Here is a 16,441-nt window from a genome sequence, read left to right as displayed (position 1 = left end):
CGCTGGCGCTCTGCATGACGTTTTTACTTGTCCGGCGAGAAGCCCGAAGTGCTACTTCAAGCGCACCAGCGTGGCACCGAAGCCAAACTTCTCTTTGCGCGCGTCTTCAAAGAACTTGATATCCTTGTTGCGGCTCAGCTGGCGGTGAATTTCCTTGCGCAGCACCCCGTTGCCCATGCCGTGGATGAAGACGATTTCGTGCATGTTGGTGGCCAGCGCGCGGCTCAGCGCATCCTCAAACGCATCGAGCTGCAGGCGCAGGATGGCGGTATTGCTCAAGTCCTCCTTGTTGTCGGGCCGCAAGGCTTCGAGGTGCAGGTCGAACTCGTGGGGCGGGGCTACTACCGGCGCAGCGGGCGCGGGCGCCGCGGCCGCTACTACCGCAGCCGGCTTGGCCGGTGCATCGCCGCTGAGCTGGGCCTTGAGCGCGGCGGCATCCACGCCGGCGGGTTTGGCCTGGGCGGCGGGAGCCGGAGACGGGGCTTCTTCGGCGAGTTTCTCAGGTGCGATGGCCGCGGCGGCTTTTTCGTCGAGCTGGAAGAGGTAGGCTTCCTTGCCAATTACCGGCGCCGGTTTCAGGCTGCTGTAGAAGGTGCTGGCTTTGAAGGCTTGGCGCTTGGTGAGCAGCTCGTAGGCCGCGTCGCCGTTGAGCCTGGTGGGCAGCAGTTGGAACACCACGGCCGGCCAGGTTTCAAAATCCTTCAGGTGCAGGAAGGAGAGGGGCTTGGTGCTGGCTTTGGGGCCCAGCTTGTCGGCGGCCAGGGCGCGGTAGGGACGGGCGCTGGTTTCCTCGCCGTAGGTGTAGAGCACGTCGGCCTCGGTGTTGTTGATGAGCGTGACGGCCAGCAGCTCCGGCGACTGGTGCACCAGGGCCAGGAACAGGCCTTTGGCCGCTGCTGGCTGCTTGGCGCCGGCAGTTCCGGGCACAATGCCGGCCGGCTTGGCGATGCCCGCGCCGCTGGAGGCCGCGGCGGCCAGGGCCTCCTGCAGCGAGGGCTGCGCCGGCCGACCCGGGGCCGCGGCGGCCGGCTGGCCGGGGCGCTTGCTTTTGTCTTTTTTGCTGGCGTTGGCGTTGCGGCCGGGCGCTTGGCCGGGGCCCAGGTCGGGGGCGGCGCGGTCGAAGTTCTTGCCTTCTTCCTGGGCCACCACCACCACTTCGCGCCGCAGCACGGGAATGGTAAAATCGTTGTCGATGGCCACTTCCACCAGTTCGCTGTCGAGCAGGCGGGTAACGATTCCTTCTTCGGTGCCGGTCAGCAGCCGGACTCTATCTCCTACGTTCATAACAGTTCTAATTTGCCCGCTCCCAGGTCAGTTCTACGGCGTGAAGAACGGCTGCCCGGGGCGGGTGAGTTCGTCAAAAGTACGGGCAACGGGGGCCGCCCGGGTTTCCCTAACGGATTTTAGCCGGCCCGGGCCTATAAGTAGAGCGCGTGGAAGCCGAAACCGTTGCGTGGGTTGTATTCCAGGGCCGGGGCCGGCATGTGGAAAATGCTCAGGGCGTAGAACACCCGCTTGAGCACCACGCTGCGGGTGGGGATGCGCCGAAGGTCGACGTCGAGCGACAAGTAAAACTGGCGGTAGGGGCGCAGGCCGGCCGCCGCGTTGGTGGCGTCGTCGTTGTACACCATGTCTTCGCCGCCGTAGCCCAGGGCCGGCTGCAGCCAGCGGGGCCAGCGGTTGCCGGGCTTCAGAAAAGCGCCCACGTCGGTGCAGAGCCAATACGTCTGGCCGTTGTAGTCTTTGAGCCAGCGTTCGGGTACGTTGCTGCCCAGTACGTTGGGGCGGCGCTGGGCGTAGCCGGTGAGGTGAAACGACCATTTGGGCATGATGCGGACGTCGTGCCAAGCCAGCTGCTGGGCCAGCAGGCCCGCCGAGCCCAGAAAATTGGCCGCCAAATCGGTGGCCGAGGCGCCATATTCCGGGTCGCGCCCGTCCAGAATTTCCAGCGGGCTCTGAATGGCAAACCCCACGAAGGACCCGTACCAAATGGCTTTCTTCTCGCTCAGGCCGGCCCAGCGCAGCATGTCGACGGCGCCGCGGCTTTCCTGAAAGGCGCCCCAGAAATGGCCGGCTTTGTCGAGCTGCTGCCACTCGGGCAAGTCGTTGAACCAGTGCAGCGGCACCCGCTCCCCGGTATACCAGGCGGTAGTGAGGCCCGTGTAGATGACGCCGTAGCCCACGGCCGAACCGCCCACCAACCAACGCAGGCGCCGTTTGCGCATCGCCAACGAATCGGTAGACGGCGATGCAGCCGTTTGCGGTGCGAGCAGCACGGTGCTATCGGCGCGGGCGGGAATCTGCGCGCTGGCGGCGGGCGCCAGGGCCAGTCCGCCCACGGCCCACAGCCCCATCAACAGCCAACGTCGTATGGGAACAAATGGGCAGGAAATAAACGTCATGCGGGCAAGAATCAGCCGCAAAGGTAGGCGGTTTTGCCCCACGAAGAGGCCAGAAGCTGTATCTTGCGCTATCGTTTGCACAAGGCCTTGCGCGGGGCCTTGTTGTTCCTTCATCCATCCCAACAAAAATTCCCCCAATGCAAACATTTACCCGAATTACCATGCTGCTGTGCAGCCTGTTGGCCTGGACGGCTCAGGCGCAGGTGGTCACCACGTCGCCGGTGTTTTTCACCGACACCACGCCCGTGACCATCACCTTCGACGCCACCCAGGGCAACGGCGCGCTGGCCAACTTCACCGGCAACGTCTACATCTGGACCGGCACCGTGACCAACCTGAGCTCCAGCAACACCAACTGGCGCAACGTGCACAGCTCCACCTTCAATCAGGCCGACCCCACGGCCCTGATGACGCGCGACGCCAGCAATCCGAACATCTACCGCATCACCTTCACGCCGCGCACCTATTACCCCATTCCGGCCGGCGAAACGCTGCTGCGCCTGGGCATGATTTTCAAGAATGCCGACGGCACCGTGGTGGGCCGGGCTGCCGGCGGCGGGGATATTTTCGTGGATGCCGCCCAGGCGGCGCTCACGGCCCGCATCACCAGCCCCAGCCCGGGCACCAACGGCAATCCGCTGTTTGTGAACCAGAACACGCAGGTGAGCGTGACCGGCGCCGCCTCGGCGTCGGCCAACCTGGCCTTTACCCTCAACGGCACCCAGGTGGCTCAGCAAGCCAACGCCACCACGCTGACGTCTAACATCACCATTTCGCAGACGGGCCGCAGCGTGGTGCGTTTTACGGCGGTGAGCGGCACGTCGCAGGCCGTCGATTCGCTGGTGTTTGTGGTGCGGCCCTCGGTGGTGACGGCGGCCCTGCCCGCCGGTGCCAAGGACGGCATCACCTACCTGAACGGCGGTACGTCGGTGATTCTGAACCTTACTGCGCCGAACAAGCAGTTTGTGTACGCCATCGGCGAATTCAACAACTGGCAGACGCTCAACTCGGCCTTCATGAACCGCACGCCCGACGGCAACCGCTGGTGGGTGCAAATCAACGGCCTGACGCCGGGCGTGGAGTACGCCTATCAGTACCTCGTGGACGGCGAGCTGCGCGTGGCCGACCCGTACTGCGAGAAAATCCTGAACCCAAACGACGACCGGTTCATCCCGAGCGTGACCTACCCCAACCTGAAGCCGTACCCCACGAGCGCGACGACCGGGAACGTGTCGGTGCTGCAAACCAACCAGGCGCCCTACGTGTGGACGACCACCAATTACCAGCGCCCTAGCCGCGCCGACTTGGTGATTTACGAGCTGCACCTGCGCGACTTTATTGCCCGGCACGACTACCAGACCCTGCGCGACACGCTCAACTACCTGAGCCGTTTGGGCGTGAATGCCATCGAGCTGATGCCCATCAATGAGTTTGAAGGCAACGAAAGCTGGGGCTACAATCCCTCCTTCTATTTCGCACCCGACAAATATTACGGCACCAAAAACGACCTGAAGCGCCTCATCGACGAGTGCCACCGCCGCGGCATGGCCGTGGTGCTCGACATGGTACTGAACCACTCCTTCGGCCAGTCGCCCATGGTGCAACTGTATTTCGACAACGCCACCGGCAAGCCCGCCGCCAACAGCCCGTGGTTCAACCAAGACGCCACGCACCCCTTCAACGTGGGCTACGACTTCAACCACGAAAGCCAATTCACCAAGTATTTCTCGAAGCAGGTGATGGCGTTCTGGCTGCAGGAATACAAGGTCGACGGCTACCGTTTCGACCTGAGCAAGGGCTTCACGCAGGTGAACAACCCCACCAACGTGGGGGCCTGGGGCGCCTACGACCAGTCGCGCATCAACATCTGGAAGGACTACTACGATGCCATGAAGGCTGTGGACCCCAACCTGTACTGCATTCTGGAGCACTTTGCTGACAACTCGGAGGAGCAGGTGCTGGCCAACTACGGCATGATGCTGTGGGGCAACATGAACTACAACTACAACGAAGCCACCATGGGCTACGTGAGCACCTCGAACTTCAGCGGCGGCTACTACGGCACCCGCAACTTTGCCGGCCCCAATTTGGTGACGTACATGGAAAGCCACGACGAGGAGCGGCTCATGTTCAAGAACATCACCTACGGCAACCAGACCAACCCCGCCCACAACGTGCGCGACCTGAACACCGCCCTGGCCCGTACCGAAGCCGCCGCGGCCTTCTTCCTCACCGTGCCCGGCCCGAAGATGATTTGGCAGTTTGGCGAGCTGGGCTACGACATCAGCATCGACCAGAACGGCCGCGTGGGCAACAAGCCCATCCTCTGGAACTACTACCAGAACGCCAACCGCCGCCAGCTCTACGACGTGTACCGGGCCCTCATCGCGCTCAAGAAAAAGGAGCCGGTGTTTGAAAACCCCACCACCTACACGCAGTCGCTGGCCGGTGCCGCCAAGTCCATTCACCTAAGCGACGCCAACACGAAGGTCACCATCATTGGCAACTTCGACGTGACTTCCACCACCATCGACCCGGCCTTCCAGAACACCGGCAAGTGGTACAACTACCTCAGCGGCGACAGCATCACCGTCACCAACCCCAACGCGCTGATTACGCTGCAGCCCGGCGCCTACGCCGTGTACACCTCGCGCCGCATCAAGAAGGCCACCCTGCTGCCCACCCGCACGCAGGCGGCCGCCGCCGTGCTGCGCCTCACGGCTTCGCCAAACCCCACCGCCAGCACCGCGCTGCTGCAGTACGAGCTGCCCTTGCCGGCCGCCGTCACGATGACCGTGCAGAACCTGCTGGGCGCCACCGTGCGCACCGTGAGCACGGCCGCGCCGCAAGCCGCCGGCCCGCACAGCGTGAGCCTGCCCGTGCAAGGGCTGGCCGAGGGCGTGTACCTCGTGCGCCTCACCACGCCGCAGCATAGCCAAACCATTCGACTGGTGGTACAGCATTAACGGAATTCACCGCAAACAAAAAGGCCGCTTTCCTAGGAAAGCGGCCTTTTTGTTTGCGGTGAGCTTGGCGGCAATTGCACGTTGCCAAGCGCAGCGCAGCCTACAAATCCTCTTCGTGGTACGCCACCAAATCATCGATAGGGGAGCGGATGATTTTGCCCACTTCCATGCCGTGGTTTTTGGCCACCTGCGTCAGCACGTCGCGGAAATTATAGCCCACCGAGCCCACGCAGTTGAAAGTGTACTCCTGGTAGCGCGGGTAGTGCAGCACCAGGTTCTGGAAGAACGTCTCGAAGCCTTCGAGCACGATGTCGCGGCAGTAGCTCACGTTGTTGTGGTCGTAGGCAAACTTGGCGAAGCTGGCCAGGTAGCGGTTGGGCAGCGGCTGGTTGTAGAGGCGGTCGAGGATTTCGTTGCGCGTGCCCAGCTTGTACTCTTCCTTCAGGGCCTCCTGCAGACCGTCGGGCAGCAGGCCGCGCAAATAGTCGCGCAGCAGGCGCTTACCGAAAAACGACCCCGACCCTTCGTCGCCCAGGAAATAGCCCAGCGAGTCCACGTTGTAGGTGATTTTTTCGCCGTCGTAGAGGCAGGAGTTGGTGCCCGTGCCCAGAATGGCGGCAAAGCCGGGCTTGCGGCCCAGCAGGGCCCGGGCCGCGGCCAGCAGGTCTTCGGTCACGTGGGCCTTGGCGTTGGGAAACAGCTGGCGCAGTGCGCTGGCAATGACCTCCGCCTTTTGGGCCGACGACACCCCGGCGCCGTAGAAATACACGTCGCGCACCTGGTCGCGGGGCAGGGTGTCGGGCAGGTGCTGGTTCAGCGACGCCGCAATGCCGGCCGTGTCAATAAAATCGGGGTTGTACCCTTCGGTGTTGAAGTAAACGCGGTTGCGCGCGTCGTCGAGCTGGCACCAGCTGCATTTGGTGGAACCGCCGTCGGCAATTAGAATCATGAGAAAATGGCCTTTTATTTAAGATGGGCTAAAGTAGTACGCAAGGCGAGAAGGGAACCCAACCCTTGCGTTGGGTGAGGTTATAAAAACGGAAACCCCGCCCAAAAAATGAACGGGGTTTCGTAGCCTGAAATCCAAAAACGCAGGGAAATTACTTCAGGGAGTAGGTCAGGGTGTTCAAATCGAACTTAATGGTGTAAGTACCCGTGGTGGGAACAGAGATGTTGGGTCCGTCCAATACCAAGGTACCGGTGCCGCTTGCATTGCGGGCGTTAGCGCCGTAGTTGGTGGCTACGCCGTTCACGTTCCACTGGGAATTTTTACGGAACTTAAACTCGCCGGCGTTCAGGGTGCGGGTCAGGTCATAGGTTCTCGTGTCGCAATTGTACACCAGCGGCACGTCGGTGTTCCAATCCACGCCAGCGGGGCCAATGATGGACCACACGTCCGTGTTGGGGGGTAGGCAAACTTTGTAGCCCGTGGCCGTGATGGGCACAACGTTCGAAACAAAGCTGTGGCGGTCGCTGCCCACGCCAGCTGCAACGCGCACGTACACCGGCGTTGCCACACCGGGCGTCACGTTCAAAAAGGTAAGGGCCGTGTTCAGGTCTTGCACCGTCACGGCTTTCGACGTGCCCGTGCCGGTCACGCTGATGATGCCGGGGTAGCCGAAACCATCGGCGGACTTTGCCACCTGCAGTTCATAGGTCACCACCGGGGCCTTGTTGTATTCGGTGCCGCTCAGCGCAAAAGTCACCGGCGTCCAGTTAAACGTGATGGCCGTCTGGTTTGCGTTTGCCTGGGTCAGTACCACCGAGTTGGCGGAGGCCGTCAGCGTGCTTGTAGCCGAAGGCGCCACGGTAACCTTGTTCTCGTCTTTGGAGCAAGATGCCAGCGCAGCTACGGCAAACAGGCCAGCGGCTGCTTGGGTAAGCCAATTTTTCATGGTTATAGGAAATTATGAAAAGAGTAAACAGAAACGGTACGTACTCCGGAACCGGGCTTCGCAGTGGGCGAAAGCCTGCCACCGGGAGCAGCGGTGCGCGTCATCTAAAAAAATGAAAGCAAAATTTGGGAGGAACTGCCCAGCGACAGTTCCTCCCAGGCACAGGCTAGTAGCCCGTGTTTTGCTTCAGGTTGGGGTTGGCCGCGAGGTCCGAAGCCGGCAGCGGAAACAGCTTGTATTTGGCGTCAACAGCCTTGCCGTTGGCCACGCCCCCTTTCCAGGGCCACAGGTAAGTGCTTTCCACAAACTGGTTGTAGCGGATGAGGTCGGAGCGGCGCGTGCCTTCCCAGTGCAGTTCCCGGGCGCGCTCATCCAAAATGAAGGCGCTGGTCATCTGCGCGTCGGTGATGTCGGCCAAGGCGCTGGGCGTCGTGATAGGCAGGCCAAAGCCGCGGCGGCGCAACTGGTTCACGTAGTTCAGAGCCGCAACGCGGTCGCCGCTGCCGCGGGTTGCTGCTTCGGCATAAATGAGCATCATGTCGCCCAGGCGCAGCATGGGGAAGTCCACGCTCGAGAAGTTGAGCGAAGCACCCTGGGGCGCACCGGCCGAATTGATGTTGCGGTACTTCAGTACGCCCAGGCCTTGGGTAAACTGGCTCAGGTCGTTGATGGCCAGCGTTTGGCCATTGGTGTAGAAGCGGCCCCGACGGTCCTTGGCGGTGTCGCCACCGGCCAGGAAGAACTTGTCGAACAAGGCGCTGGTGGTGCGCAGACCGCCCCAGCCAGTTGACTGGCCCACCAGGCGCTGCCAGCCGGCGTCGGCACCGCTCGTGGCGCCGTTCACCAAGAAGGTGGTGCCACCGTAGCTCTGCACACTGTTCACGTCAAAAATGACGGGCCAGATGATTTCGTCTTTGGCCGGAGCCAGGTTGTTATCGGCCAAAAAGAGGCGGCCGTAAGCCGACGACACACGCCCGGAGGGAGTGGCGCTCAGGCTATAACCCGATTTAATAACCTTGTCGGCAGCATCGGCAGCTTTGGCGTACTGAGGCGTGCCGGTATATACACCTGCGTTCAGGTACAGGCGGGCCAGCATGCCATAGGCAGCAGCTTGGTCTACGCGGCCGTACTCGTTGGTGCGGGCGGGAGCCAGTTCCGTGGTCAGGGCCAGCAACTCGCTCTCCACGTAGTTGTACAGCTGCTGACGCGTGCCGTAGCTGGGCAGCGGGCCCCCAATGGGGTCTTTTTCCGTCACAAACGGACCATTGCCGAACAGGTCAATAACGTGCAGATAAGCTACGGCGCGCAGGAAGCGGGCTTCGGCGCGGTAGCGCTTGGCTTCGCCTTGGTCGCCGCTGCCGAGACGGCTGCTGAGGTTGTCGTCCGAGGCTTCGCGAATGAACTCGTTGCAGATGGCAATCTCGTAATACATCCGGTTATACAGGCCGCGGGTCAGCGGGTCGGTGGCGTCCCAGTTCATGCGGTGCCACTCCTGCACGCCCGGGTCGTTCCAGGCAATCACGGCTTCGTCGGTGGTCAGCTCTTGGGCGCTCCAGTACTGGCGGATGTAGTCCGAAGTGCCCGCGTCGATGCCCACAATGTCGCCCGAACCGGGGCCCGAGGGGCCCGTCAGGGCGAAGCCGCCGTAGAGCTTGGCGAGCACCTGCTTGTAAGCGGGCAGGCTCACGTATACTTTGTCGGGCGTGAGCTCATACTTGGGCGTCTGGTCCAGGTCCTTGGTGCAGGACGTGCTCAGGCCGGCCAGTGCCGTGCTCAGGGTGAGGGCCGTCAGCCCCCGGTATAATGCTTTTTTCATGAGTGGTGGGAATTAAAAGCCGAGAGCAAGGCCCAGAGTGTAGGTACGGGCACGCGGGTAAAAGTTAGAGTCGATGCCGAACGTGGCGCCCGAAGTGGGCGAAGCCGCACTCAGCACTTCCGGGTCGAGGCCTTTGTACTTGGTCACCACGAAGGCATTCTGTACGTTGCCGGCGATGCGCAGCGTGGAGGCGCCGAACACTTTGCCCACGTTGTAGCCCAGCGAGATGTTGTCGCAGCGCAGGAACGAGGCGTTTTGCACGTAGTAGTCCGAGAACACCTGCTGACGGGTGAAGCCCGTGTTTAGCACGTCGGGGCTCAGGTTGTTCACAAAGTTGGTCGAGCCCTGCGCGTTGGCGTAGGTGCCGAAGTTGGCAGCGTTGGCGTTGTACACGTAGTTGCCGAGGTTGCTGCGCAGCGTGAAGGCCAGCGACAGCTTCTTGTAATTTACGTTGGAGCTGAAGCCCAGCGTCACGAGCGGATAGGGGCGCTTGTAGTAAACGTAATCGAGGTCGTTGATGACGCCGTCGCCGTTGCGGTCCACGTACAGACCTTCCACGGGGCGGCCATCCGGGCCGTACACCTGCTGCGCTACGAAGAAGGTGTTGAAAGGCTGTCCCACAGCGTTGATTTGAATCGTGTTGCCGGTGCCACCGCCAATACCACCCACTTTGTAGGGCGAAATGCCCTCGGGCTGCTGGTCCAAGGCGGTGATTTTGTTAACATTGTAAGCCCCGTTCAGGTTCACGCTCCAGTTCAGGTTTTCGCCTCGCAGCACGTCGTAGTTCAAGCCCACTTCCACGCCGCGGTTGGTCATCGAACCAATGTTTTTGTTCAACTGGTTGGTGAAGTTCGAGCCGGCCGAGAAGTTCACCAGCGCCAGCAGGTCGGTGGCTTTGCGCTCATACACGTCCACGGTGGCCGTGAAGCGGTTGTCGAAAAAGCCCAGGTCGAGGCCGGCGTTCAGGGTGTTCGTCTTTTCGAAGGTCAAGGTTGCGTTGTAACCCTGCACGCTGTAGGTCGGCACAATGGTGCCGCCGGTGCCGCCCAACGGATAGGAAGTCGTGGAGCCGGTTACTAGGTAACGGGGTTGCGTGTCGTAGGCGCCGCCCACGTCCTGCTGCCCGGTGCGGCCGTAGCCAGCGCGCAGCTTCAGCTCCGAAATCACCGTGTTATCCTTCAGGAAAGCTTCGTTTTTCACGCGCCAGGCCAGGCCCAGGGCCGGGAACCAGCCGCTGCGGTAGCCCTCGCGGAAGCGCGACGTGTTGTCGTTGCGCAGAGTGGCCGTCAACAGGTATTTGTCTTGCACGTTCACCGTGGCACGGCCGAAGTAGGAGAGCAACACATACTTGTTGTAGTAAGCCGGCAGCAGCAGGGTGTCGGTGCGGTTTACTTTGGTTTTGCGGTCAAAGCGGTAATCCAAGAAGTTGGGGCCTTGGTCCACAAACGACTGGTAGGCATGGCCCACCTGCACGTCAACCTTGGTGCCGCCCAGTTGCTTGCCATAGGCCAGGTACGCTTCAAGCAGTTTCATGTCCTTGTCCTGCGAGTACTGCGTGTAGCGCCCGTTCAGGCCAGCGTTGGTAGCCGCGGCGGCGTCGGTGTTGTAGTTGCCGAAGTCGGTGGGCTGGATAACGTTGCTGCCGCGGCCGCGCGAAGCATCCATGGCCAAGTTGAGGTTGGCGCGCAGGCCATCAATGCCGTGCACCTTATAATCCAGCTGCACATTGCCGATGAAGCGCTTGGCCGTGCTGGTGTTGTTGGAGTTTTGGAGGGCGGCCACCGGGTTGCCGGGGGCGTTGCCCAACGGCTGGCCCACCGAGTTGGTGAACTGGTTGTAGCCGCCGTAGCGCGCAAAGCGAGCCTCGGTCGAAGTAACCGGCTGGGTGGGGTCGTAGAGTGCGGCGCCGGCCACGGTGCCATAGTCCACAAAGCGGTTGTCGACGATGGAGCCTTTGGCGTTCACGTCAATGCGCAGGTGGTTGTCAAGCAGGGTGGGGGTCAGGCTCACCGAGCCCGAGTTGCGCTTCAGGCTGTTGGTGATGACAATGCCCTCTTGGTAGAGGTTGCCGTACGACACGCGGAACGGGACCTTGGCCACGTTGCCAATCAGGCTCACGGTGTTGTCGTAGGTGGCGGCGGTGCGGAAAATCTCTTTCTGCCAATCGGTGTTAGCCGAACCCAACGTGGCAATCTGCGATGCCGAGCCGTTGGCCTGAATCAAGCGGCGGAATTCGTCGGTCGACAGGGTTTCGTAGCGCTTGGCAACCGTCGACACGCCGATTTGCGAGTTCAGCTCCACGCGCAGCTTGTCGCCTTGCAGGCCCCGCTTGGTGGTGATGAGGATAACGCCGCCAGCCGCCCGGTTGCCGTAAATGGCCGTAGCCGAAGCGTCCTTCAGCACCGAGAAGCTTTCGATGTCGCTGGGGTTAATCAGCGAGAGCGGGTTGGAAGTGCCGCTGATGCTGCCTTTGTCCACGGGCACGCCGTCAATTACATACAACGGGTCGCTGTTCGCGTTGAGCGACGAGTTGCCGCGAATACGGATGGTATTGCCCGCGCCGGGCGCGCCACCGCTCGAAGTAATGGCTACGCCGGCCACCTTGCCCTGAATCAATTGCTCGGGGTTGGTAATCTGGCCTTGCACAAACTGGCGCGAGTCTACCGTTGAAACGGCCCCGGTGATGTCTTGGCGGCGCTGCGTGCCGTAACCCACCACCACTGCCTCGGACAGCTGGGTGGTGTTTTCGGCCAGCGAAGCGCTTACTTCAGCGTTCTGGCCCGCCACCACCGTCACGGGGCGGCGCACCGAGTTGTAGCCCACAAACGAAATCACCACGGTTTGGGGACCAGCCGGCACGTTCTGCACCGAGAAAGTACCGTCCACGTTCGAAGAGCTGCCCAGCGACGTGCCCTCGATGAGGACCGTAGCGCCCGGAATGCCTTCGTTCTTGCCATCAGTAACGCGGCCGCTGATGGTACCGGTTTGTGCCTGGGCCGTTGAGGGGAAGCCGTAGGCGGCGAACAGTAGCAGAAACAGTAGTTTCGCTAGATAAGGGTGTTTCATGAAAACGGGAATTTGGTGGGAAAATGTGAGCGGGTAATGGAGTGTGTAAAAAGTATTGGGAAACAGCAAAAACGATTGGGTGCGAGCCGGCCAACAATTTGCCTAAAAAAAGGCGTCAGCTGAGGTGTAAGACAGCATTCGAACAATATTGTTGACGCTATCAGATGTCCCTGGGGCAGTCCGGGCTGGTGGCGGCCTCAGGCCAGTAAATTGGAAGCAATGGTCAGATAATCAATAAAATGATGTAAAAGATACATGCGGGGAACAAAGCCAGCCATCGGAAAGGCGAAACTAAGGTACGCAAACGTTTGCACAATGGGCTTCAAGTACCTATTTTTTTGGAGAATAATTGTGGATAGTTTGAGGCCGGCTTTGTCGTGGCAGCCGGATGCGTTTCTTGGGTTGCCGCGCTCGGCAGGGGCAGCTTATGAGAAGCGGGGCCAAGTCGGGCCTTACGGCTCCGAGGCCAGAAAATGCCGCGAGCTTGCTAACTTGGGGCCGGGGGCACGCCAGTCAGGCAAATTGAATTTTGGCGGTGCTTATCTTGCGCCTCGGGCGCGGTCTTGGGCTGCCAGTGGCCTTGCTCCAGCACGCCGTCGTCGTTACTTTTGGCTTTTCCTTAGAAAATGAAAAAGCACCTCCTGCTCATTGCCTTGCTTTTGGTGACTTCCGGGCTCAGCGCCAGTGCGCAAAGCCGCCCCGGCTCGCGCAAGCCGGCACCCAAAGGCAAAACCAAGCAGCCGGCCGGCAAAGCGGCCCCCAAGCCCCCGCCGGTGTATTCGCCCATTCAGTCGCAGAGCAATGGTGACGAGCCCACAGCCCAGCCCATAGTGGTGAACAAAGTGAAACTCAAAAAGCCGGTGCTGGTGTATTACGAAGAGCCCGCCCCTGGCAAATCGGTGCAACAGCTCATCATGTCGGAGGAAAACCTGGGCTTGCTCAAAACCCTCGACCTGGAGCACCTCATGATGCGCCGGGAAGTTTTCGTCGACGGCCTCGGCAACCTGGCCCTGCCGGGCAGCGACGTGACCAAGTACCGCCTGCTGGGCACCAGCGCCGTGGCCGAGGACACGCGCCGGCCCGTGGGCGACGGCCGCAACTTCTATTCCCGCCTGAAAGTCCCCTCGTCGGGCTACTTATACGTGGTGCTCGAATCGGCCGAAGAATACCGGCATTTCGTGAAGGGGCCGCAGAAGAAAGGGTCGTTTCTGGACTTTCAGGCCAACGGCCTGCCCGGGGTCGACTCGGTGCGCGCCGTGTACACGCTGCGCAAGATGGAAGCGGCCGAGCGTGGCGCCGGCTCCGGCGAAACCATCCGCTAAACCCATTCAATGAAGCAACTACTGCCCAAATGTGCGGCGCTGCTGTTCGGCGTCCTGGCCCTGCCGTGGGGTACGGCCAATGCTCAGGTCTTGCTCCAACTAACCCAGGTGCCCGCCACCACGCCGGCCACCGATACTCTTTTCGTGGCGGGTTCCTTCAATAGCTGGAACCCGCACAGCCGCGCCCACGCCCTGCGCCGACAGGCCGACGGCAGCTATCAGCTCCGCTTGCCTGCCAGCCTGGGCAACATTGAATACAAGTTCACGCGCGGCAGTTGGCCCACGGTGGAGGTAGACGGAAAGGGCGACCAAGTTGCCAATCGCACGGCCAACCTGACGACTGGCCGCGAGATAACCGTGCAAGTGCTGGCGTGGAGCGACCAGAGCGGGGTTGCCAAAAAGCACACCGCTACGCCGCAGGTGCGGGTGTTGTCGGCGGCGTTCAATATGCCGCAACTGGGCCGGCAACGGCGCGTGTGGCTGTACCTGCCCGCCGACTATGCTGCCCGCCCGTCCCGCTGCTTCCCGGTGCTCTACCTGCACGACGGCCAGAACGTGTTTGACGACGCCACCAGCTTCGGCGGCGAATGGGGCGTGGACGAAACCCTTGACCGCCTGCGCAAATCCGGGCAGGACGCCACCGGCAGCATTGTGGTGGCCGTGGACAACGGCGACCAGTTTCGCTCCGACGAGTACATTCCCTGGCCTAGTGCTGAGCTTAAGGGCCAGCCCCACCGGGGCGGAGAGGGCGGCGCCTACGTCGACTTTCTGGCACGTACGCTTAAGCCCTATATCGACGCGCACTACCGCACCCGGCCCGACGCAGCCCATACCGGCATCGCCGGCTCCAGCCTGGGCGGGCTCATTTCGGTATACGCGGCCTTGAAGTACCCAAACGTCTTTGGGCTGGTTGGGGCTTTTTCGCCGGCGTTTTGGGTCTGCAATGATTCGCTGCGGGAATTTGCCAAAACGCACCCACCAGCACCCACGGCCCGGTTTTATTTCGTATGCGGTACTACCGAGTCCGAAACCATGTTGCCCTTGATGGCCCAGTGGCGGGACCTGATGCGTGCCAAAGGCGTGCCGGCCAACCACGTGGCTTTCTGGGCCCCGGCCGATGGCCAGCACCGCGAATGGTTCTGGCGGCGGGAATTTCCAACGGCGTACCGTTTCCTGTTCAGCGTCAAGCCCTTGTCGGTTGGCAGCAAGGCAAAGACCAAATAAAGTAGAGGCAAACCAGCATAAGGCTGGTTTGTGAATTCGGTGGATGCACAACCTTGTTGGTGATTTTATTGTAATAGATGGCAAAAGGCGTTGCTGCAATTTCAAGAAAATTGCCATATCTTTGCGGCGTGCTTTCAAAGCGCATGGTTTCTCTCATGATTTCACATCGTACTTCCCAGGCTTGGTGGTGGCAGTTCCGAAACCTCGGTCCGGCCTGCCTGCGTGCCTAGCGAAGTCAACAGATTCTTTCGCTAACAACGACAAAAGCCCGGCCGTCCGCCGGGCTTTTTTGTTTTCAACCGTATTCCTACTTTTTTAAAGTGCCGCTCCAACTTATCACCCGCCACCGCCGTCTGCTGGCCGATACCGTGACCCCCGTAGGGTTGTACCTGCGCCTTCGCGACCAGTATGCCAACTGCCTGCTGCTGGAAAGCGCCGACTACCACGGCCAGCAAAACGCGTTCAGCTACCTGGTGTGCGAGCCGCTGGGCACTTTCGAGTTGCGTCGGGGCAGCGAGCTGCGGCAGCGTCTGCCCGGCGAAGCCGACCGCCGGGAGCTACTGCAGGAACCACGTCAGGCGCTGGTTCGCCTGCGGGAATTTGCCGCCGCTTTTGAGCCCGACGAGGCGGCCACCAAGATGCCATTCATCAGCAACGGCCTGTTTGGGTACATGGGCTACGAGGCCGTGCAAAGCTTTGAGGACGTAACCTTTGACGCAGCCAAAGTGCCGGCTGGCGACGTCCCCCTGATTCGCTACGGCGTGTACCGCTACGTCATTGCCTTCAACCACTTCCGGCAGGAGCTGTTCCTGTTTGAGCACGGCATAGCCGGGGAGGAACGTGCCACGAATGACGGCCTCGACCGGCTCGAAAACCTGGTGCGCAACCCCAGCGTGCCAGCCTTCGATTTTGCCACGGTAGGAGAGGAAGTCAGCAACCAGACCGACGATGAATTTCTGGCGCGCCTCGCCCAGGGCCAAGCGCACTGCCGGCGCGGCGACGTGTTTCAGATTGTGTTGTCGCGTCGGTTTCAGCAGGGTTTTTCGGGCGATGAGTTTAACGTGTACCGGGCACTGCGGTCCATCAATCCCTCGCCTTATCTGTTTTACTTCGACTACGGCGACTACAAAATTTTTGGCTCTTCGCCCGAGGCGCAGGTGCTGGTGCAAGGCCGCGAAGCCAGCTTGTACCCCATTGCGGGCACTTACCGCCGCACCGGCGACGACGCTGCCGATGCCGCCGCCGCCCAGCGCCTTGCCGCCGACCCCAAGGAAAACGCTGAGCACGTGATGCTGGTGGACCTGGCCCGCAACGACCTGGCCCGTCACGGCAGCCAGGTGCAAGTGCGCACGCTGCGCGAAATCCAGTTTTACTCGCACGTCATTCACCTGGTGAGCCACGTGACGGCCCAACTCGACGAGGGCACTGACACCCTGCAGGTGGTGGCCGATACCTTCCCGGCCGGCACGCTATCGGGCGCGCCCAAGCACCGTGCCCTGCAGCTGATTGATGGGCTGGAGCCCACCGCCCGCGGCTACTACGGGGGCTGCATTGGCCACCTGGGTTTCGACGGCAATTTCAACCACGCCATCATGATTCGCTCGTTCCTGAGCACCGGCAACCAACTCTATTTCCAGGCCGGCGCGGGCGTAGTGGCCGCGTCCAGCGTGCAGTCGGAGCTAGAGGAGGTGCACCACAAGCTGGGGGCGCTGCGCGCCGCGCTGCGGGCGGCTGAAAACGTCACATAATT

10 protein-coding genes are annotated in these 16,441 nt (G+C 61.5%); 4 read left to right on the top strand and 6 right to left on the bottom strand.

What is annotated here, in order from left to right; translation table 11 throughout:
* Nucleotides 1–51 precede the first annotated feature (51 nt).
* A complete protein-coding gene (locus JAO73_RS23020) occupies nt 52–1,284 on the bottom strand; it encodes a Smr/MutS family protein (RefSeq protein WP_233169153.1) in 1,233 nt (410 codons plus the stop codon).
* A 134-nt stretch (nt 1,285–1,418) separates the two neighbouring features.
* The gene (locus tag JAO73_RS11200; protein WP_233169152.1) at nt 1,419–2,402 is read right to left on the bottom strand and encodes a DUF2279 domain-containing protein; all 984 of its coding nucleotides are present in this window, start codon (nt 2,400–2,402) and stop codon (nt 1,419–1,421) included.
* A gap of 137 nt (nt 2,403–2,539) precedes the next feature.
* On the opposite strand from JAO73_RS11200, the gene JAO73_RS11195 reads away from it, so the two are divergent.
* Complete coding sequence (locus JAO73_RS11195; protein ID WP_233169151.1) at nt 2,540–5,368, top strand: alpha-amylase family glycosyl hydrolase; 2,829 nt, start codon at nt 2,540–2,542, stop codon at nt 5,366–5,368.
* Between the two features lie 100 nt (nt 5,369–5,468).
* Here JAO73_RS11195 and JAO73_RS11190 read toward each other — a convergent pair whose 3' ends face one another.
* The 4 genes from JAO73_RS11190 to JAO73_RS11175 all read right to left on the bottom strand — a co-directional run bounded on the left by JAO73_RS11190 (nt 5,469) and on the right by JAO73_RS11175 (nt 12,145).
* The gene (locus JAO73_RS11190) at nt 5,469–6,317 is read right to left on the bottom strand and encodes an N-acetylglucosamine kinase (RefSeq protein ID WP_198977132.1); all 849 of its coding nucleotides are present in this window, start codon (nt 6,315–6,317) and stop codon (nt 5,469–5,471) included.
* A 151-nt stretch (nt 6,318–6,468) separates the two neighbouring features.
* A complete protein-coding gene (locus JAO73_RS11185) occupies nt 6,469–7,263 on the bottom strand; it encodes a SusE domain-containing protein (RefSeq protein WP_198977131.1) in 795 nt (264 codons plus the stop codon).
* Nucleotides 7,264–7,429: 166 nt separating this feature from the next.
* A complete protein-coding gene (locus tag JAO73_RS11180) occupies nt 7,430–9,079 on the bottom strand; it encodes a RagB/SusD family nutrient uptake outer membrane protein (RefSeq protein WP_198977130.1) in 1,650 nt (549 codons plus the stop codon).
* Nucleotides 9,080–9,091: 12 nt separating this feature from the next.
* Nucleotides 9,092–12,145, bottom strand: a complete 3,054-nt coding sequence (locus JAO73_RS11175) for a SusC/RagA family TonB-linked outer membrane protein (protein ID WP_198977129.1) — start codon at nt 12,143–12,145, stop codon at nt 9,092–9,094.
* A gap of 626 nt (nt 12,146–12,771) precedes the next feature.
* On the opposite strand from JAO73_RS11175, the gene JAO73_RS11170 reads away from it, so the two are divergent.
* From JAO73_RS11170 to JAO73_RS11160, 3 genes are all read left to right on the top strand, one after another.
* Nucleotides 12,772–13,467: a hypothetical protein gene (locus JAO73_RS11170; RefSeq protein ID WP_198977128.1), complete on the top strand. Its 696-nt coding sequence runs from the start codon at nt 12,772–12,774 to the stop codon at nt 13,465–13,467.
* A 9-nt stretch (nt 13,468–13,476) separates the two neighbouring features.
* The gene (locus JAO73_RS11165) at nt 13,477–14,691 is read left to right on the top strand and encodes an alpha/beta hydrolase (protein ID WP_198977127.1); all 1,215 of its coding nucleotides are present in this window, start codon (nt 13,477–13,479) and stop codon (nt 14,689–14,691) included.
* A gap of 320 nt (nt 14,692–15,011) precedes the next feature.
* Nucleotides 15,012–16,439 carry an anthranilate synthase component I family protein gene (locus tag JAO73_RS11160; protein ID WP_198977126.1) on the top strand — a complete coding sequence of 476 codons (1,428 nt, stop codon included), beginning with the start codon at nt 15,012–15,014 and terminating at the stop codon, nt 16,437–16,439.
* Nucleotides 16,440–16,441 lie beyond the last annotated feature (2 nt).

It is taken from the genome of Hymenobacter miniatus, assembly GCF_016427455.1.
GTDB lineage: Bacteria > Bacteroidota > Bacteroidia > Cytophagales > Hymenobacteraceae > Hymenobacter > Hymenobacter armeniacus.
The sequence above is the reverse complement of the archived record's forward strand: the minus strand, read 5'-3'. Positions and strand labels throughout refer to the sequence as shown.

Coding starts and splice junctions, on each gene's coding strand:
- JAO73_RS11185 (WP_198977131.1), bottom strand. CDS start 7,263: ATGAAAAATTGGCTTACCCAAGCAGCCGCTGGCCTGTTTGCCGTAGCT.
- JAO73_RS23020 (WP_233169153.1), bottom strand. CDS start 1,284: ATGAACGTAGGAGATAGAGTCCGGCTGCTGACCGGCACCGAAGAAGGA.
- JAO73_RS11190 (WP_198977132.1), bottom strand. CDS start 6,317: ATGATTCTAATTGCCGACGGCGGTTCCACCAAATGCAGCTGGTGCCAG.
- JAO73_RS11165 (WP_198977127.1), top strand. CDS start 13,477: ATGAAGCAACTACTGCCCAAATGTGCGGCGCTGCTGTTCGGCGTCCTG.
- JAO73_RS11175 (WP_198977129.1), bottom strand. CDS start 12,145: ATGAAACACCCTTATCTAGCGAAACTACTGTTTCTGCTACTGTTCGCC.
- JAO73_RS11170 (WP_198977128.1), top strand. CDS start 12,772: ATGAAAAAGCACCTCCTGCTCATTGCCTTGCTTTTGGTGACTTCCGGG.
- JAO73_RS11180 (WP_198977130.1), bottom strand. CDS start 9,079: ATGAAAAAAGCATTATACCGGGGGCTGACGGCCCTCACCCTGAGCACG.
- JAO73_RS11200 (WP_233169152.1), bottom strand. CDS start 2,402: ATGACGTTTATTTCCTGCCCATTTGTTCCCATACGACGTTGGCTGTTG.
- JAO73_RS11195 (WP_233169151.1), top strand. CDS start 2,540: ATGCAAACATTTACCCGAATTACCATGCTGCTGTGCAGCCTGTTGGCC.